This window comes from Nostoc sp. 'Lobaria pulmonaria (5183) cyanobiont' (assembly GCF_002949795.1).
Classification (GTDB): Bacteria; Cyanobacteriota; Cyanobacteriia; order Cyanobacteriales; family Nostocaceae; genus Nostoc.
Window position 1 is genome coordinate 2,290,109 of the sequence record NZ_CP026692.1, and the last position, 19,295, is coordinate 2,309,403.

The following is a 19,295-nucleotide window of genomic DNA, read 5'->3' on the forward strand; positions in this document are numbered from 1 at the left end:
AGTATAACTCATACAACCAGCACTTCAAACTCATGGGATTAGTCAAAAATTTGTCAATCGGCATTCTCGGTACTGGATTCTTGGTGTTGGCAACAGCAGCCCAAGCCAAGGCTGTAACATTAACTTTCGACAGAACTATCGGCAGTCCTGGCTTCGGCCCTGGGCAACTGTTTGTTCCCCAAGGCATAGCGGTGGATAGCCAAGGGAATACCCTTATATCTAACGGACGCGGTATTAACCCGGATGGTACTCCTAACTACAACCTCGGTGACAAAATTGAAAAATTTAGTCCAAGCGGTCAGTATATTGGAGCAATTGGCTCCGGCGGCACAGGGCCCGGACAGTTTGACGAGCCAACAACTGTAGACTTTAATCCCGTAACAGGGGATTTGTATGCAGGTGATGTTTACAACAACCGCATTAATCAATTCGATTCTCAGGGTAAATTTATTAGATCCTTTGCAAATGGAGAATTTACCCCTCTCATACCAGGTAGATTTTTCTTTGGACCATCTGGTGTAACATTTGACAAAACTGGCAACGTTTACGTAGGTGATTTTAACGGCGAAAGAATCCTTAAATTCACACCTGACGGAAAGCAAATTGGTGTCATTGGTGGCACCACTGGCACTGCACTTGGAGAATTCCAAGGTGTAGCCGGTACAAGAATTTCCCCAGTTAGTGGAAATATCTTTGTAGCTGACCAGTATAACAACCGCGTTCAGGTACTCGATCCAAATGGTAAACCTCTGTACACATTTGGTTCAGCAGGTAGCGGACCTGGACAGCTTCTTCAGCCAATTGGCATCGAAGTGGACGACCAAGAGAATGTTTATGTAGCTGATTCGATCAACAGCCGCGTTCAGGTGTTTGATAAAAAGGGTAACTTCTTGACTTCCTACGGTAAACCAGCTCTAGATGCATCAGGCAACCCAGTCCCGCCTCCAGGATTAACTGACCCCCCATTTGGTAATCCCCTCGACCTCACACCAGGCAGATTTAACTGGACGGGTGGCACAAGCCTCAAAGATGGCAAGCTTTATGTGGGCGATTTCTTCCAAGGTCGCGTCCAAGTGTTAAACGTAGAAGGCACAAGGAAAGTACCAGAACCTAGTTCAGCATTGGGTTTAGCATTGCTTGGATTTGGGGCTGCTACCGTCACATTGCGGAAACGTGGGCAACAAAAGCCAGTCTTCAGTTTAGAGAAGGAACTACAAAAACAGTGCTAAGTTCTGATGCTTGAGTAACAGTTTGGTAGGGTGCGTTAGCCAAGGGCATAATGCACCATCTCAAAAATTTTGGTGCGCTACGCTTCGCGGTAACACAACGCCAGTTGCTACAACGGAGGGAACCTCCCGAAGTTCTGATCGAGTTCTCTTCGCAACGCACTGGCTCCCCTACGAAAATTTCAGGTTATTAAATCCGGAACAAGGAAGATAAAAACTGGATAACACAATAAAGCCAACATTATCAAGGTGCTTCCAGGACATTAACAGCTCATGCACATTCTGATTTATTCATACAACTATCATCCAGAACCAATTGGTATTGCACCTTTGATGACTGAACTAGCAGAAGGGCTGGTGAAACGAGGGCACCAAGTGCGGGTAATCACAGGTATGCCTAACTATCCTCAGCGTCAGATTTACGATCGCTATCGGGGTAAGTTATACGTTACTGAAGAGAAAAATGGTGTCACCATTGGGCGTAGTTACCTGCGGATTAAGTCTAAACCTAACCTTGTAGATCGGCTACTGCTAGAGTTGAGCTTTGTCTTTACAAGTTTGCCACAAGCTCTCAAGGGTGAGCGACCTGATTTAATTCTCTTAACAGTGCCACCGTTACTCGTTTGCTTACCTGCAACCTTAATAAGTTGGCTATACAACTGTCCAGTAGTTCTGAATGTGCAAGATATCCTCCCAGAAGCTGCTGTGCGTGTTGGGCTAATTAAAAATAAGTTGATGATTCTCGCTCTAGAAGCTTTAGAAAAATTTGCCTACCGAAATGCACATACCATTAGTGTGATTGCTGATGGCTTTGTGGATAATTTAATAAATAAAGGTGTACCTGTTAATAAAATTGCCTGCATTCCAAATTGGGTAAATCTAAATTTTATCCGCCCTTTACCAAAGGAGAATAACTATTGGAGAGCTACCCATCAACTCGATGGTAAATTTGTAGTGCTTTATTCAGGTAATATTGCTCTCACGCAAGGTTTGGAGACAGTAATAGAAGCAGCAGCTTGCTTGCGCCATATTAATGATATTGTCTTTGTCGTAGCCGGCGAATCCCAAGCTCTCGAAAGGTTGCAAAAACATTGTCTTGCTTGTGGTGCAGATAACGTATTGCTTTTACCATTGCAACCGCGAGAAAAACTACCGCAAATGTTAGCAGCTGCTGATGTCGGGTTGATTGTGCAAAAGTGCAATGTGATTTCTTTCAATATGCCTTCTAAAATACCATTGTTGTTAGCCAGTGGTCGCCCAATTGTGGGTTCAGTTCCCGCCACTGGTACTGCTGCCAAAGCTATTCGAGAAAGTGGCGGCGGTATTATCGTTAAGCCAGAGTCGGCAGATGCTTTAGCCACTGCGGTATTGGATTTATATAATCAACCGGAACTAGCAGCAAAATTAGGGCGTGAAGGAAGAAAGTTTGCGGTAGAAAACTATTCCTTTGAGCAAACGCTAGATCGGTATGAAGAGTTATTTTCTAATATGATTGCCAAAAGAGCAACAACTTTGGATATGTTGCCCAAATTGAGTTCTCAGGAATCACTTGTTGATATTTGAAAATTGGGGACAGGAAAAATGCCTTTGAAATCCTCTGATTCAGATCGGCTTAAAAAAACTGACCAAAGGTTGATCGCCTTATTAAGCGATCGCATATCATTATTAGCAGCATCAGAACAACCTTCTTTAGATGAACAATTGGCTGATGTCGCTCCCCTACTCGCCCAAGCTGGTATTCCTGAGTCTGTTTGGGCAGGTGTAGTAAATAGTTGTTATACTACTCTAATTCCTAAATCTAAAACAATTCATGTCAGTCCCCGAAAAATTGCGATTGTCGGTGGATGCGGCAGGATGGGAAGATTATTTAAAGAGCAACTTTCGCTAGTAGGTAACAATGTTAGCGTTCTGGAACATAATGATTGGAAATATGCAGATAAACTGTTAAGTCAGGCAGAATTAGTATTAGTAAGCGTTCCTATTGAACATACAGTTGATGTTATCAAGCGTGTAGCTAAATACCTCGCTCCAACTACCGCTTTGTGTGACATTACGAGTATTAAAGTACAGCCAACTCAGGCGATGCTCGAACACCATTGCGGGCCAGTTATGGGTTTACATCCAATGTTTGGGCCAAATATCAAATCGTTTTTTGGACAAAAAGTAGTGGTGTGTCCAGGTCGAAACGATGATTCATTTCAATGGTTTTTAGACTTTTTTAAAAGTCAAGGGGCCGAGTTAGTTGCTTGCACGCCTGAAGAACACGATCGGATGATGGTGATTATTCAAGCAACCCAACATTTTTGTAGATTTAGTCTTGGCGTTTTCTTAGCAGAAGCAAAAATTGACATAGAGCAGAGTTTAACAATGTCAACTCCTAATTACCGTCAAGAAATTGATATTGTTAAACGTTTATTTTCCCAAAATCCTCACTTATCTGTGGATATTATGCTAGCTACAGAAGAAAGGTGTAATGCAATTAGCTTTTTAGCTGATACCTACAGCCGTTTGGCGAAACTGGTAGCGATGAAAGACAGAGACGCATTAACTCAAGAATTTGAAAATTCTCAAAGCTTTTTTGAAGAGAAAATCAATACTTTTCTACAGCCTTTAAATTTAATAGCTATCCAACGAGATTTTCAACCACAGATGCACACAAATATTAGCATTTAAACTAAAAATATGCTGATAGACATCTTTCACGATACCGTTTGTCCTTGGTGCAGAATTGGTAAAAAATATCTGTTTGATGCACTAGCACAACAAGAACAAGAAGTGCATATCCGCTGGCATCCCTTTCTTCTGGACAATACTGTTCCTGCTGACGGGTACGAATTTTATAGCTTTATGCAAAATAGAAAAGGCATTAAAGCGGAAGAAATACAACAGATGTTTGATTATACCCAACGCGCAGGTGAGGCGGCTGGAGTTAAGCTAGATTTTGAAAAAATCCGTTTGGCTGTCAATACTAAGCTTTCTCATCAACTGATTGCACTTGCACCCGCAAACGTAAAAAACGATGTCGTAGAAGCTATTTATAAAGCTTACTTTGAAGACGGTTTGAACCTCGGAAATATTGACGTTATTGTTGCCATCGGTACAGCATATCAAATGGATGCTAGCGAATTAAAGTTGCAATTAAACGATAGTGCTGTGAGTGATGCAGTTGTTGCTGAATCAATATTTGCTCGGTTAAATGGCATCAATAGCGTGCCGTTATTCGTCATCAATAACAAAGTTAAGCTAAATGGTTCTCACTCGGTAGAGGTGTTCCTGGAAACTTTGAATCGTACTGCACTTTTAGATATACCCGCAAAAATATGGTAGTTGACATCAACCAAAAAAGTAGATTAATTAATCAACGTGTTTCAGTTACTTTTAACTACGAGGTTTACTTCACCCAAAATTTATTTGAGTTGAAAAATCCCACCTTAGCCCAAGTGATTGGTGCGGATGAGGAGACAAAGCCGAAGAAAATAGTTGCAGTAGTAGATGCAGGAATATTAAAGTATCAACCTGAATTGGTGAAGCAATTAGTCGCGTATACCAAGTTTTATGCAGAGGTACTAGCGATCGCAGCCCAACCGATGATAATTTCGGGAGGAGAAGCTGCCAAAAACGATCGCACTTTAGTAGAGCAAATCCAGCAAGTAATTGAAGCTGCCGGATTATGTCGTCACTCCTACATATTAGCGATCGGGGGCGGGGCGGTGTTGGATTTGGTAGGATATGCAGCCGCAACTGCTCACCGGGGAATTCGCCTAATTCGGGTTCCAACAACGGTGTTGGCACAAAATGATTCTGGGGTTGGCGTCAAAAACGGCATCAACGCTTTTGGTAAAAAGAACTTTCTCGGCACATTTGCGCCACCTTATGCAGTTATAAATGACTCTGCGTTCTTGACAACTCTAGACGATCGCGATTGGCGTTCTGGAATCGCAGAAGCAATCAAAGTGGCGCTGATTAAGGATGCTAGCTTTTTTGATTTTATCCACTCTCACACCGCAGCCCTGAAGCGACGAGATATGGATACTATGCAACAAGTTATCTATCGTTGCGCCCAGTTGCATTTAGAACATATTGCCAATGGCGGCGATCCTTTTGAAATGGGTTCGTCTCGTCCCCTAGATTTTGGACATTGGGCGGCTCATAAATTGGAGCATTTGACAAATTATCGCTTGCGTCATGGCGAAGCTGTTGCGATCGGTATCGCTTTGGATAGCACCTATTCTTATTTGGTAGGGCTGCTGGATTGTTCAGAGTGGCAACGGATATTAAATACTTTATTGGCTTTGGGTTTCACGTTGTATGTGCCAGAACTGGCTAAGAATTTATCACAATTGGAAGATCCTCATTGTTTGTTTTGGGGTTTGATTGAATTTCGCGAACATTTAGGGGGAGAGTTGACTCTGACACTGTTACAAAGGATTGGAAAAAGCATTGAGGTTCATGAGGTGAATTTGTCTTTGTATAAGCAAGCCATTTCGCTGTTGCAGGAGGCGAGGGAGAATTTTTAAACGCAAAGAAGGCTGAGGGAAGCGCATAGGCGCTTCGCCTTCCCGTAGGGTAGGAACGCAGAGTTTTTATGAGATTATTTACTACTTTTGGGGGAGGCGGATATTTTTAAATAGGGTTGTTATTAAATGTACTAGAAAAGCAGTATAAAAAGCGAATAAATTGACACCCAATCGAAAAATTATTCAATGTATTATTTGCTTAACATCTAGTAATCTTAAGTAAGAAACAAAAAGTTTTTTATTACATTTTTTAGAAAGAACACAGTAATTAAAATAAGTTGACTTAGATTGACAGCAGATTATCTAAGTTTGCTACTACTTTAAAAATAACTACTAATAACCAATGGTTGCTTATTGATAATTGACTAATAACTATTTCAGAGAAATTACTCATGATTTTTGATTCCCGTTCTTACAAAACCCTTAGCGGTGTAAGTGTTTCTCGCTCCATCACTGAAGTTAAGATGGACACTGCCCTCGAAGATATTCTGTTCCATTTAAATTCTCAGCGTGGAGGCTTACTAAGGAGTAGCTACGAATATCCAGGCAGATACAAAAGATGGGCGATCGGATTTGTCAATCCACCGTTAGAATTGACTACACAGGAAAACGCTTTTACTTTGATAGCGTTGAATGAACGCGGTCAAGTACTTTTACCATTTCTGTTAGAGCGCCTATCCCAGTCAGAGCAACTTGAGAACGTCACCCAAGATAATAACAATATTGTCGGCTTTATTAAACCTTCAAACAAACTATTTACTGAGGAAGAACGCAGTAAACAGCCTTCATCATTTACAGTTGTTCGCGAAATTCTATATACTTTCTCTAGTCAAGAAGATGAGCATTTAGGCTTGTATGGTGCTTTTGGTTATGACTTAGTTTTTCAGTTTGAACCAATTACCCAACGTCTGGAACGTCCTACAGATCAACGGGATTTAGTACTTTATCTGCCTGATGAATTAATTGTTGTTGACTATTATCAGCAACGTGCATTTCGTCTACAATATGATTTTGAGACAGCGCACGGCAGCACGAAGAATCTTCCTCGAACAGGTGAGTCTGTAGATTATCGCGGCAAACATCTTCTACCGCCGCAAACTGCTGACCATAAAGTAGGCGAATATGCGAAAAAAGTTGAGCTTGCACTCGATTATTTCCGCCGAGGCGATTTATTTGAAGTTGTTCCTAGTCAAAACTTTTTTGAAGGCTATGAAGACCAACCCAGCAAATTATTTAACACCTTAAAAGAAATAAATCCCAGTCCTTATGGATTTATTTTTAATTTAGGTGGTGAATATCTGATTGGTGCATCTCCAGAAATGTTTGTGCGGGTTGAAGGTAGGCGGGTTGAAACTTGTCCAATCAGTGGCACTATTAGCCGGGGACAAGATGCTCTTGATGATGCGGTGCAAATTCGTCAGTTACTCAACTCCAAAAAAGATGAAGCCGAGTTGACCATGTGTACTGATGTCGATCGCAATGACAAATCCCGAATCTGCGAACCTGGTTCGGTACAAGTCATTGGTCGTCGCCAAATTGAATTATACAGCCACTTAATTCATACAGTGGATCATGTTGAAGGGACACTGCGATCGCAATTTGATGCTTTAGATGCCTTTCTTTCGCATACATGGGCAGTTACAGTCACCGGCGCACCCAAAAGGGCAGCAATAGATTTTATTGAACAGCACGAAAAGAGCGCCCGACGTTGGTATGGTGGAGCAGTCGGCTATTTAAATTTCAACGGCAATTTAAATACTGGCTTAATTCTGCGGACAATCCGATTAAAAGATTGCATCGCCGAAGTGCGAGTTGGTGCTACTGTCCTTTATGACTCCATACCCCAAGCAGAAGAAGAAGAAACAATTACTAAAGGTGCTGCTTTATTTGAAACGATTCGGCGTGTGAAGCAAACGAGTCAGAAAATTGATCAGTCCAGTTCCATAAAGTTAACTAAATCCCCAAGTGCGGCAACTGGCAAACGCATCTTACTAATAGACTACGAAGACTCATTTGTTCATACCCTAGCTAATTACATTCGCCAAACTGGTGCAAGCGTTACCACACTCCGTCATGGTTTCTCGGAATCGCTATTCGATACAGAACGCCCTGACTTAGTTGTTTTATCTCCTGGGCCTGGTAGACCAAGTGATTTTGGGGTTTCGCAGACTGTTGGCGCCCTTCTGCATCGCCAAATTCCGATTTTCGGAGTTTGTTTAGGATTGCAAGGCATCGTTGAAGCTTTTGATGGCGAGTTGGGAGTTCTCGACTATCCTCAACATGGTAAATCTTCACGGATTTTCGTCACCGATTCTAATTCTGTCACCTTCAAAAACTTACCAGAATCCTTTGCAGTCGGTAGATATCACTCATTGTTTGCCCTACCGCAACGTTTGCCAAAAGAACTGAAAGTAACAGCGATGTCTGATGACGACGTAATTATGGGCATTGAACATCAAACACTTCCCATCGCCGCCGTTCAGTTTCATCCAGAATCAATCATGACTTTAGCGGGAGAAGTCGGTTTGGAAATAATTAAAAATGTCGTGCGTGCGTATACGCAGGTCGAAGAGTCATTAGTCATTAGTCATTAGTCAAGAGTTGCCTCGTTCCCAGATTCCATCTGAGAACGAGAAGAAACGAGAATACGAGAATAATTAATTATTTCCTCATTCCCCCTAGCTGTTTATGACTAATCAAGTTGTCACTTCCCGCCATATTCTTGAAGACATTGTGTCGCATAAAAAGCAAGAAGTTGCACAAATGCAGCAAGAACTGCCTTTAGCCTCCTTGCGACAACAGTTAAATGCAGCCCCGACTGTGCGAAATTTCTTGACTGCTTTGCAGTCAAATTCTAACCAACCGAGCTTAATTGCCGAGGTAAAAAAAGCATCACCTAGTCGGGGGATTATCCGCGCAGATTTTGATGCAGTAGCTGTTGCTCAAGCTTATGAACGAGGCGGTGCAGCTTGTTTATCAGTCCTGACTGACGAAAAGTTCTTTCAGGGCAGTTTTGAGAATCTGCGGAGTGTGCGATTAAAAGTAGCATTACCGCTACTGTGCAAAGAGTTCATCATCGATCGCTATCAAATTTATTTAGCACGAACAGCAGGTGCAGATGCAGTCTTGTTGATTGCCGCCATTTTATCAGATCGAGAACTCCAGGCTTTTTTGGAAGTAATTCACGATTTGGGCATGAATGCACTGGTAGAAGTTCATACCTTAGCTGAACTGGATCGAGTGCTAAAGCTTGATAACTTACATTTAGTAGGAATCAACAATCGCAATTTAGCAGATTTTACTCTTGATTTAGGAACAACCCAGCAACTTTTAGCAGAGCGTCAACAACAATTACAAAGTTTGGATATCACCGTCGTCAGCGAATCTGGACTGTATACACCTGCTGATTTATCTTTTGTCGCTGAGGCTGGTGCGCGTGCAGTTTTGATTGGAGAGTCTTTAGTTAAACAAAGCGATGTAGAACAAGCTGTGCGTACTTTGCTAAGACTTGCTCCTGCCTAACCCAATACGCTTGGGTTAAGCTTTTATCTCTCCGCTGCCCCCCCTGCTTTCCCTGTTCCCTATTTTGCTTTGAGGCAATTGTATGAAAGCGATGGCGATCGCAAACTTCGGAAGTCCAGAAGTCTTTGTAAAAACTGAAGTAGATAAACCGACACCAAGGAACAACGAAGTTTTAGTCAAGGTTTATGCCACCTCAGTGAATCCAGCCGACTGCGGAATGCGCCAAGGAAGTTTCGGGCCAAGGGTCAAACTGCCTGCAATTCTCGGCTTTGACGTTTCCGGTGTCGTTGAGGCAGTTGGCGAAAATGTTAAAGATTTTCAGGTGGGTGACGAAGTTTATTATGCGATCGCACATGAAGAAGGTGGCGGTGCTAATGCGGAGTATCATGTCGCAAATGAATCAACTATTGCCAAAAAGCCCAGAAACATATCCCATTTAAAAGCTGCTAGCGTACCTGTGGCAGGGGGTACAGCATGGGCTGCACTGATCACTAGAGCAAATATCAAAGTCGGTGAAACAGTGTTAATTCATGGTGGTGCAGGTGGTGTCGGCACATTCGCCATTCAAATAGCTAAAGCGGCAGGCGCTTACGTTTACACAACCTGCGGCGGTTATGATACCGATTTTGTCAAGTCCATCGGTGCAGACAGAGCGATCGATTACCGCAACGAAGACTTTATCAACATTATTATGCAGGAAACGGGCGGTCAAGGAGTTGATGTGACTTTTACTACTGTTAGCGGTGACATTTTAGCCAAAAGTTTGGTAGTCACAAAAGCTGAGGGTCGCGCTGTTACTGTCACGGGGGTTGAAGGTGACTTGAATATCGCTATTTTCAAAAATATTACTGTCTACTTTACACACTTAGATCAGACCCGCCCCAAGCTTGATGCTTTAAGAACCTTAATTGAACGGGGTCAAATCAAACCTGTTGTCAGTAAGACTTTTTCACTTCATCAGGTAGCCCAAGCGCATAAAACCTTTGAGGAAGGCGGTGAGGGTGTACGCGGCAAGATTGTTGTACAGGTTGTATGAATCAACGTTTAGGGTTGATCAGTGATTATTAGTTTCTGCCTTGCCGTTAAGCATTAGCTATAACTCAAATCCCAAACTTAAAAAAATGAGGTTCAAAAACTCATTCACGAGGATCAAAGACTCGTTAACGGAGCTAAAAGACTCATTCACGAGGATCAAAGACTCGTTAACGGAGCTAAAAGGCTCATTCACGAGGATCAAAGACTCGTTAACGGAGCTAAAAGGCTCATTCACGAGGATCAAAGACTCGTTAACGGAGCTAAAAGGCTCATTCACGAGGATCAAAGACTCATTAACGGAGCTAAAAGGCTCATTCACGAGGATCAAAGACTCATTAACGGAGCTAAAAGACTCATTCACGAGTATCAAAGACTCATTAACAAAAAATTTAGCGTGGACATCGCTAATTGCTAAGTGTTAATTATTCCAAAACTATTAACTAATCATTAACTATTTTTCAGCATGACTTCTATCTCCGATTCCTTTCAAACTTTACGCGCTCGCCAACAGTGTGCTTTAATCCCCTTTATCACAGCAGGCGATCCTAACTTAGAAACCACCGCCGAGGCTTTACACATCTTAGATCGCAACGGCGCTGACTTCATCGAGTTGGGCATTCCCTACTCCGATCCTCTGGCAGATGGGCCTGTGATTCAAGCAGCAGCAACCCGCGCTTTGCAAAAAGGCACGAAATTAGAGCAAGTGCTAGAAATGTTGCACACAGAGATTCCTCGCCTAAAAGCGCCGATAATTCTATTTACTTACTACAATCCCATTTTGTACCGAGGTATTAAGTCATTTTTGGCGCAAATTGCCGTTGCTGGGGTGCAAGGGTTGGTAGTACCAGACTTACCCTTAGAAGAAGCAGAAGAATTAATCCAAACTGCTGCATCTTTCGGAATTGAGGTAATTTTACTCGTAGCTCCTACCAGTTCTAGAGATAGAATTGAAGCGATCGCTCGTCAATCTCAAGGTTTTATCTACCTGGTCAGCGTTACAGGCGTTACAGGTATCCGCGCTCAAATCCAAGACCGCGTAAAGTATTTATTAACAGATTTGCGAAGCGTCACCAATAAACCCATCGGCGTTGGTTTTGGCATCTCAGGGCCAGAACAAGCACATCAAGTAAAAGAATGGGGAGCAGATGCAGTGATTGTTGGTAGCGCCTTCGTTAAAAGGTTAGCTGAAGGTAGCCCAACTGAAGGATTGCAAGCAGTAGAAAAGCTTTGTCAAGAACTTAAAACAGCCATTACAGAAAGTCGGCGCGAAAGTCCATCTCTTCAAGAGGTGGGATAAATTCACCCGCAGATTTAGGGAGTGGGGAATGGGGAATAGGGAGTAGGGAATAGGAAATTAGTATCAATTATTTCTCCTTCTTCCCACTGCCCCCTGCCCCACTGCTCCCCTGCTCCCCTGCCCCCCTGCTCCTCTTTTTCGATTAAGACAATGAAATTACTGCTGAAATCCTTCAAAATATTAATTTACAGCTTACTTATAGTTAGCACCTGTGCGCTTACAGTCTTTGCCCACGATCGCATTGACCACGGACAATACAACTACCATTGGCATTACAATTTACCAGGGCAACAGGGTTATCTAACTGTAAGAAAGAACGTAACTGACCTGACACCAGCAGAGAAAACAGCCTTTGTCAAGGCGATCAAAACCTTAAAAACGATAATTCCCGCAGGTAGCAAGCTCAGTATTTACGACCAATTCGTTGCCATACATCTAGGGGCAACACGCTTAATTCATAACCATACAGGGCATTCCGATGGTTCCACCCAAGAACTTGCTCATGAAAATGCCGCGTTTTTCCCTTGGCATCGAGAATATATTCGCAGATTTGAACAAGCTCTGCAAGCAGTAGACCCAACTGTTACTCTCCCATACTGGGATTGGACTGACGCCAAAGCACTCGATGTAATTTTTAACGATGACTTTCTTGGCTCTAATGGTCAAGGAGTAACCATCAAAATTCCAAATCAGGGGAATTTTACAGGTGGCGCTGTGCCTGGGGGTTTCTCTGCTGCAAATGGCTGGGTTATGAATCCAGCATTAAACATTGACACAGATACCGGAATATCTTTAGGTACATCACTTGTCCGCTTTCTGAGACTACCTCCTGCCAGTGATTACCCTGTGCCTAAAAAAGATATTCAGCGTGTCCTGGCTCTTAATGACTATTCTCTATTTCGCGCTGCTTTGGAAGGATTTATCTCTATAGATGAGCAGGGTAAAGTCACCCCCGGAGGATTCATCCACAACTACATTCATGGTTTAGTCGGTGGGGTACAAATAGACGCAAGTACGATACCCATAAAGTTTAAGGGTCTGGGTACGATGAGCAATATACCAAGTTCGCCTTATGACCCAGTGTTTTGGTTGCATCATGCAAACGCAGACCGCCTCTGGGCTGAATGGCAAGACAACGGTCATAAAGGTAGCGATTTTTATCCTCCCGATGGTCATAGTCAGCCTTACGGACACAATCTGAAAGACCTAATGTGGCCTTGGGACGGCGGTATGTCTACCCCCAAAGCTACGGCGTTAGGAGATTTACTATCGCTATTACCAAATTTTGACTCTAACGATTTGGTGCGTCCTATAGATGTTTTGAATCACAGGGAACTGGGTTATACCTACCAAACCCGTGAAAAGAAAACGCAATGAAGATTTCAGCTGTGGCATAAGTTCTAAAAAGTTAGAACGAGATGCTTGGAATCCCGCTTCCAAACCTCTCCCCCGCTCCTGAAAGGCTTTGATTCTTACTCCCCTTCCCTTGAAGGGAAGCGGTTGGGGGTTAGATTTGAGAGAAAGTTACATCCGGCGTAACCAGAGCAAAAAATACTTGAACATAAAAGGATTTTGAATTATGGTAAGCATCCAAGATATCAACGCTACGCTTTCAACTACGTCTGTGCGACCTGACCTTTTAGGCAGGTTTGGAAAATTCGGCGGTAAGTACGTCCCCGAAACTTTAATGCCTGCATTAAGTGAGTTAGAAGCGGCGTTTCATCAATATTGCAATGAGCCGAGTTTCCAAGCAGAACTGCAAAACTTACTACGCGATTACGTAGGACGACCCAGCCCATTATATTTTGCTGAACGCCTGACAACAAACTACGCTAGACCAGATGGCACGGGGCCGCAAATCTATTTAAAGCGTGAAGATTTAAATCATACAGGCGCTCACAAAATTAATAATGCTTTAGGTCAAGTGTTGCTAGCTAAACGCATGGGCAAGCAACGGATTATTGCCGAGACAGGTGCAGGTCAGCATGGGGTTGCGACTGCAACTGTATGTGCGCGGTTTGGTTTGAAATGTGTGATTTACATGGGCGTCCAAGATATGGAACGCCAAGCCCTAAATGTATTTCGCATGAAGTTAATGGGTGCAGAAGTTCGTCCAGTAGAGGCAGGTACAGGAACTCTCAAAGATGCGACTTCGGAAGCAATTCGAGATTGGGTGACGAATGTGGAAACAACCCATTACATCCTGGGTTCTGTTGCAGGGCCCCATCCCTACCCGATGATTGTCCGTGATTTCCACGTGATAATCGGTGTAGAAACTCGCGCTCAGTCTCTAGAAAAATGGGGAGGATTGCCAGATATTCTCCTGGCTTGCGTGGGTGGAGGTTCCAATGCGATCGGCTTATTCAATGAATTTGTACATGAACCTTCAGTGCGCTTAATTGGAGTAGAAGCAGCAGGTGAAGGTGTAGATACAGAAAAGCACGCTGCTACCTTGACAAAAGGAAAAATAGGTGTATTGCACGGTGCAATGAGCTATTTACTGCAAGATGATGATGGTCAAATAATTGAAGCTCATTCAATTAGTGCCGGATTAGACTATCCTGGCGTTGGCCCTGAGCATAGTTATTTAATGGATCTTGGTCGCGCCGAATATTACAGTGTTACCGATAAACAGGCGTTAGATGCATTTCAAAAGCTTTCGCAACTAGAAGGGATTATTCCAGCCTTAGAAACTGCTCATGCGATCGCATATCTTGAAACCCTTTGTCCTCAGTTAAAAGGTAGCCCTCGCATCGTCATCAATTGCTCTGGTAGAGGTGACAAAGATGTACAAACCGTCGCCAAAGTCCTAATTCCTTAATTTTCTCTTCTTATCGTCATTTGTCCTTTGTCATTTGTCCTTCGTAAATGACCAATGACCAATACAACTCTTGGAGAGGCTGCGCCAACAGCTTCTCTACGAGGGGCTGTTCGCGTTCTCTCAGTACAAGTGACCGATAACCAATGACCAATGACAAATGACCAATATGATAGCTGTAACTCAAACTCAACCTGAAAACATCTCCATCCCTTCTGAGTTCTACAACTGGCCAGCTTTATTACAACAGTTGCTAAATCGGCAATCGTTGACGGTTTCCCAAGCTGCGGATCTGATGCAAGGTTGGCTCACAGATGCCATTCCCCATGTTCTATCAGGAGCAATTTTAGCCGCAATTCAAGCCAAAGGCGTCTCTGCCGAAGAATTAGTCGGCATGGCCACCGTCTTACAATCCCAATCCCCAGTTCCCAGTTCCCAGTTCCCAGTTCCCCTAATTGACACCTGTGGAACTGGTGGAGATGGCGCTTCAACCTTTAATATCTCCACTGCTGTCGCTTTTGTTGCCGCAGCCGCAGGGGTAAAAGTTGCCAAACATGGCAATCGTTCGGCATCTAGCAAAGCTGGTTCGGCTGATGTGTTGGAAGCTTTGGGTATAAATCTCAACGCCACTCCTGAGAAAGTACAGGCGGCAGTGGGTGAAGTTGGAATCACCTTTTTGTTTGCTCCCGGCTGGCATCCTGCACTCAAGGCGATCGCTACTTTGCGAAAAACTTTGAAAGTGCGGACTGTTTTTAACTTACTCGGCCCGCTAGTAAATCCGATGCGGCCGACAGGGCAAATTATTGGTGTCAACGACCCGCTTTTACTAGAGGAGATTGTTCAAGCTTTATCCCAATTGGGATGTCAGCAAGCGATCGCCCTCCACGGACGGGAACGTTTAGATGAGGCTGGTTTGGCAGATGTCACCGACTTGGCTGTACTCCAAGATAAAAAAGTGCGTTCTCTAACGCTCAATCCTCAAGAACTTGGTTTGAGTTTTGCACCCACTGCGGCGTTGCACGGTGGAGATGTCCCAGAAAATGCCCAAATCTTGAAGGCAGTTCTCCAAGGTAAAGGCACTCAAGCGCAGCAGGATGTAGTTGCTTTGAATACAGCCCTAGCACTCCAAGTTGGTGAAGCCATTCATGGGGAAACGGATATTTTAGCAGGTTGTGTTAAAGGTATTGCCCTTGCCAAGGAAATTCTCCAAAGCGGCGCAGCTTGGACAAAACTAGAACAACTTGCGGAATTTTTGCGCTAGACGAACCTCTCCTACGAGGAGCTACGGGGTGTACACGCAAGTCTTCTAAAGCTGCCCTACACCTTGCCTACAATGCCAATGCATCGACCCGCAATGCCAATGCATCGACCTGCAATGTGAATGCATCGACCTGCAATGTGAATGCATCGACCTGCAATGCCAATGCATCAACCTGCAATGCCAATGCATCAACCTGCAATGCCAATGCATCAACCTGCAATGTGAATGCATCAACCTGCGATGCCAATGCATCAACCTGCAATGTGAATGCATCGACCTGTAAAGATTAGCCCACCCAAACTTATACACAAGGAAAAATAGATGATTATCATACTTAAGAACGGTACGCCTGTTGATGAAATTACTCGCATTAGCCAAGAACTGAGTGACACTTGGGGAGTCACCGTAGAAAAAAGCGTTGGCACTCATAAAGTTCTACTGGGGCTAATTGGTGATACCACTAGCATCGATAAATTGCAGATTCAGGAGTTCAGCCCTTGGATTGAGCAAGTATTACGGGTACAACAACCTTTCAAGCGGGTAAGTCGAGAATTCCGAGATGGACAAGCCAGCGAAGTTGTTGTACCGACACCTAACGGCCGTGTCTATTTCGGCGAACATCATCCGATTGTGGTGGTAGCCGGGCCTTGTTCTGTTGAAAATGAAGCGATGATTGTCGAAACGGCAAAGCGCGTGAAGGCAGCAGGAGCGCAGTTTCTCCGGGGCGGAGCTTACAAACCCCGCACTTCACCCTATGCCTTTCAAGGTTATGGTGAAAGCGCTTTAGATTTGTTAGCAGCAGCGCGGGAAGCTACTGGTTTGGGTATCGTCACAGAACTGATGGATGCTGCTGATTTATCAGCAGTGGCGAGAGTCGCTGACATCATCCAAATCGGAGCTAGGAATATGCACAATTTTTCGCTGCTGAAAAAGGTAGGCGCTCAAGATAAACCAGTGCTGCTGAAGCGGGGAATGTCTGCCACAATTGACGAGTGGTTGATGGCGGCAGAATATATCATGGCATCTGGAAATCCGAATGTAATTCTTTGTGAGCGGGGAATCAGAACCTTTGATGGTAAATATGCCCGCAATACTTTAGATTTATCGGTGCTTCCAGTATTGCGATCGCTGACCCATTTACCAATTATGATTGATCCTAGTCATGGTACGGGTAGGTCTGAATATGTTCCATCAATGGCAATGGCTGCGATCGCAGCTGGTACAGATGCCTTAATGATTGAAGTTCACCCCAATCCTGCAAAAGCTTTATCCGATGGCCCTCAATCTCTCACCCCTGAGAAATTTGACCGCTTGGTTCAAGAAATGTCAGTCCTGGGCAAACTAGTTGATCGCTGGACTACACCTGTATTCGATCGCATTGGTGGGCGTTGAATAATAGAGTGATGAATTGTGGTCATCTACTGTGCAATGTCCACATACAGCAGATTTGAAGGAAAGTGAGGTACACAACGATTCGTCTGTTACCCAGATATAAAGCGTGTTTTACTCCTGAATTCTGCTGTATTATTAGCTGATTTTTTGCAAATGGCTAAACCCGAACAATAGATTCTTTTGTCTAAAAAATCTATTGTTCGGGTTTTCTTAAAAAGAGTATAAAATCTCGAACTACCTATTTTTTTAAGTTCGTGCATACTTCTGACAACCTTTGTAACTAAATTTCTGGGCGTAAATCTGACGCTTTCAGTCAATATTTTATTTTTCATCCCAGGAACAATAACAGTTTTATTTTTCATTAAGCCCCGATAACCAATTCTAGCGACAGTTTCCGTATCCATCATTCTGTTAACGCTAGCAATCTTGGAATTTTCCATTGCAGCATTTTGTTGGAATTTCGATGCTGTTGGCCCTGGACAAAGAACAGTCACGCTGACACCTGTGCCTTCTAATTCATTAGCGATCGCTTCTGAAAATGATAATACATAGGCTTTAGTAGCAAAATAAACTGCCATTAAAGGCCCTGGTTGAAAAGCAGCCGCTGAGGCCACATTTAATATTTTTCCATAGTTTTGCTCGACCATATCTTTGAGGAACAACTTAGTTAAATGAGTCAGGCTGACTATATTTACCTGAAGCATTTTCAGTTCCATGTTGAGGTCTGTTTCGCTAAATGCTCCATAAGTCCCAAAGCCAGCATTGTTAACTAGCACATCAATCTTGATGGATGCTTGCTGAAGTTCTGTAAAAATTTCTTCTGGAGATGTAGAAATAGATAAATCCTTAACAAAAATTTTGACAGAAATACCAAATTTTTGCGGAAATTCATCTATAATTTCAGTAAGTTTTTGTTCATTCTTATCTACTAAGACAAAATTATAACTATGACGAGCAAAAATCTGGGTTAATTGATAGCCTATGCCACTAGCCGCTCCTGTAATTAGGGCAGTTTTTTTTTGCCGACTTTCAGATGTTTTATTCATGCTAAAAAAATGGCGAATGTGAATTAATTAATTTAATTTTTATGAATTTAGCTACAGCAATATATAATGTTCGCTGTAGTTATTTCTATGCAGACAAGAAATGATGCTATCCACCTGAAACCAGTTTGCTGCAATCAAGCATAGTAAACGCAAATATAAAAAACTGTATCTATATAAACAAGAGCAAGAATATTTAATATCGTCATCAATGGCACAGTATAATTCTGTTACTATAACTGACGTGCAAGCAGCACAAGAACGAATTTTGGGGATTGCCCACCGCACACCCGTGCTGACTTCTAGAATCGTTAACGATCGCACCAATAGCCAAGTATTCTTTAAATGCGAAAACTTTCAACGCACAGGGGCATTTAAATTTAGAGGCGCGTACAATGCTTTAGCCCAACTATCGGTAGCAGAAAAAAAAACAGGCGTTATCACCTATTCATCGGGAAATCATGCCCAAGCGATCGCTTTAGCTGGACAATTACTAAATATTCCTACCACTATTGTCATGCCTGATGATGCACCTGTTGTCAAACAAACTGCTACTCGTGGTTATGGCGCAGAGATAATTTTGTACAATCGCCAAGACACAAACCGGGAAGAATTAGCTCAAAATTTAGCACGCGATCGCAATCTCACACTCATTCCCCCTTACGATCATCCCCATGTAATCGCTGGACAGGGAACAACTGCTTTAGAACTGATCCAAGAAGTTGGTGAATTGGACTTATTATTAGTTTGTTGTGGCGGTGGCGGATTACTTTCAGGGTGTGCGATCGCAGCCAAAGCACTTCTACCCAATTGTAAAGTAATCGGCGTAGAACCAGCACTTGGCGATGATGCGACCCGCTCTTTTCACACTAAAACTCTACAAACTGTCAAAAATCCTGATACCATCGCCGATGGTGCGCGAACTCCTAGCCTTGGTCAAATTACTTTTCCCTTAGTGCTGGATTACGTCGATGATATGGTAACGGTATCGGAAGAAGCGATTCTTCGCACCATGTTTTTTTTGTGGGAACGTCTGAAAATTGTTGTTGAACCCACCGGAGTACTCGCCGCCGCCGCTTTACTCGAAGGTGTAGTGAAAGCACCAGAGGCGAGAATTGGTATCATCATCAGCGGTGGAAATGTAGATTTGGCGCAAGTTTGTAAATTATTTTCTCTGTAGGATT

Annotated in this window: 15 protein-coding genes and 1 pseudogene; 14 read left to right on the forward strand and 2 right to left on the reverse strand. The window is 43.2% G+C overall.

The window, feature by feature from the left end; all coding sequences use genetic code 11:
- Nucleotides 1-32 precede the first annotated feature (32 nt).
- The 12 genes from scyF to trpD all read left to right on the forward strand — a co-directional run bounded on the left by scyF (nucleotide 33) and on the right by trpD (nucleotide 15,676).
- Nucleotides 33-1,229 (forward strand): scytonemin biosynthesis PEP-CTERM protein ScyF, encoded by a 1,197-nt coding sequence (gene scyF, locus NLP_RS09850; protein ID WP_104906249.1) that lies wholly within the window; start codon nucleotides 33-35, stop codon nucleotides 1,227-1,229.
- A gap of 270 nt (nucleotides 1,230-1,499) precedes the next feature.
- On the forward strand, nucleotides 1,500-2,789 hold the full coding sequence (locus tag NLP_RS09855; RefSeq protein WP_104906250.1) for a glycosyltransferase family 4 protein: 1,290 nt from the start codon (nucleotides 1,500-1,502) through the stop codon (nucleotides 2,787-2,789).
- Nucleotides 2,790-2,807: 18 nt separating this feature from the next.
- Nucleotides 2,808-3,899: a bifunctional chorismate mutase/prephenate dehydrogenase gene (gene tyrA / locus NLP_RS09860; RefSeq protein WP_199784792.1), complete on the forward strand. Its 1,092-nt coding sequence runs from the start codon at nucleotides 2,808-2,810 to the stop codon at nucleotides 3,897-3,899.
- 9 nt (nucleotides 3,900-3,908) lie between these two features.
- Complete coding sequence (locus NLP_RS09865; protein ID WP_104906251.1) at nucleotides 3,909-4,553, forward strand: DsbA family oxidoreductase; 645 nt, start codon at nucleotides 3,909-3,911, stop codon at nucleotides 4,551-4,553.
- The gene (locus tag NLP_RS09870) at nucleotides 4,547-5,743 is read left to right on the forward strand and encodes a 3-dehydroquinate synthase (protein ID WP_104906252.1); all 1,197 of its coding nucleotides are present in this window, start codon (nucleotides 4,547-4,549) and stop codon (nucleotides 5,741-5,743) included. Before NLP_RS09865 ends, NLP_RS09870 begins: the two co-directional genes overlap by 7 nt.
- 392 nt (nucleotides 5,744-6,135) lie before the next feature.
- Entirely contained in the window at nucleotides 6,136-8,337 is a 2,202-nt protein-coding gene (locus NLP_RS09875; RefSeq protein ID WP_104906253.1) for an anthranilate synthase, read from the forward strand.
- Between the two features lie 94 nt (nucleotides 8,338-8,431).
- Nucleotides 8,432-9,265, forward strand: a complete 834-nt coding sequence (gene trpC / locus NLP_RS09880) for an indole-3-glycerol phosphate synthase TrpC (protein ID WP_104906254.1) — start codon at nucleotides 8,432-8,434, stop codon at nucleotides 9,263-9,265.
- Nucleotides 9,266-9,347: 82 nt separating this feature from the next.
- Nucleotides 9,348-10,301 carry a zinc-dependent alcohol dehydrogenase family protein gene (locus NLP_RS09885; protein ID WP_104906255.1) on the forward strand — a complete coding sequence of 318 codons (954 nt, stop codon included), beginning with the start codon at nucleotides 9,348-9,350 and terminating at the stop codon, nucleotides 10,299-10,301.
- A 462-nt stretch (nucleotides 10,302-10,763) separates the two neighbouring features.
- Nucleotides 10,764-11,597, forward strand: a complete 834-nt coding sequence (gene trpA, locus NLP_RS09895; protein ID WP_104906256.1) for a tryptophan synthase subunit alpha — start codon at nucleotides 10,764-10,766, stop codon at nucleotides 11,595-11,597.
- Between the two features lie 150 nt (nucleotides 11,598-11,747).
- A complete protein-coding gene (locus tag NLP_RS09900; RefSeq protein WP_104906257.1) occupies nucleotides 11,748-12,974 on the forward strand; it encodes a tyrosinase family protein in 1,227 nt (408 codons plus the stop codon).
- A 202-nt stretch (nucleotides 12,975-13,176) separates the two neighbouring features.
- Nucleotides 13,177-14,418 (forward strand): tryptophan synthase subunit beta, encoded by a 1,242-nt coding sequence (gene trpB / locus NLP_RS09905; RefSeq protein WP_104906258.1) that lies wholly within the window; start codon nucleotides 13,177-13,179, stop codon nucleotides 14,416-14,418.
- 166 nt (nucleotides 14,419-14,584) lie between these two features.
- The gene (gene trpD, locus NLP_RS09910) at nucleotides 14,585-15,676 is read left to right on the forward strand and encodes an anthranilate phosphoribosyltransferase (protein ID WP_104906259.1); all 1,092 of its coding nucleotides are present in this window, start codon (nucleotides 14,585-14,587) and stop codon (nucleotides 15,674-15,676) included.
- Nucleotides 15,677-15,743: 67 nt separating this feature from the next.
- Here the strand turns inward: trpD and NLP_RS09915 are convergent, their stop codons facing one another.
- Nucleotides 15,744-15,938 carry a hypothetical protein gene (locus tag NLP_RS09915; protein ID WP_104906260.1) on the reverse strand — a complete coding sequence of 65 codons (195 nt, stop codon included), beginning with the start codon at nucleotides 15,936-15,938 and terminating at the stop codon, nucleotides 15,744-15,746.
- 59 nt (nucleotides 15,939-15,997) lie between these two features.
- Between NLP_RS09915 and aroF the strand changes: the two genes are divergently transcribed.
- On the forward strand, nucleotides 15,998-17,068 hold the full coding sequence (gene aroF, locus NLP_RS09920; RefSeq protein ID WP_104906261.1) for a 3-deoxy-7-phosphoheptulonate synthase: 1,071 nt from the start codon (nucleotides 15,998-16,000) through the stop codon (nucleotides 17,066-17,068).
- 245 nt (nucleotides 17,069-17,313) lie between these two features.
- Here aroF and NLP_RS09925 read toward each other — a convergent pair.
- A pseudogene (locus tag NLP_RS09925) lies at nucleotides 17,314-18,114 on the reverse strand (SDR family NAD(P)-dependent oxidoreductase); the annotation flags it as partial.
- A 208-nt stretch (nucleotides 18,115-18,322) separates the two neighbouring features.
- Here NLP_RS09925 and NLP_RS09930 point away from each other — a divergent pair.
- Nucleotides 18,323-19,291, forward strand: coding sequence for a threo-3-hydroxy-L-aspartate ammonia-lyase (locus tag NLP_RS09930; protein WP_104906262.1), 969 nt, complete (start codon nucleotides 18,323-18,325; stop codon nucleotides 19,289-19,291).
- Nucleotides 19,292-19,295: the final 4 nt, after the last annotated feature.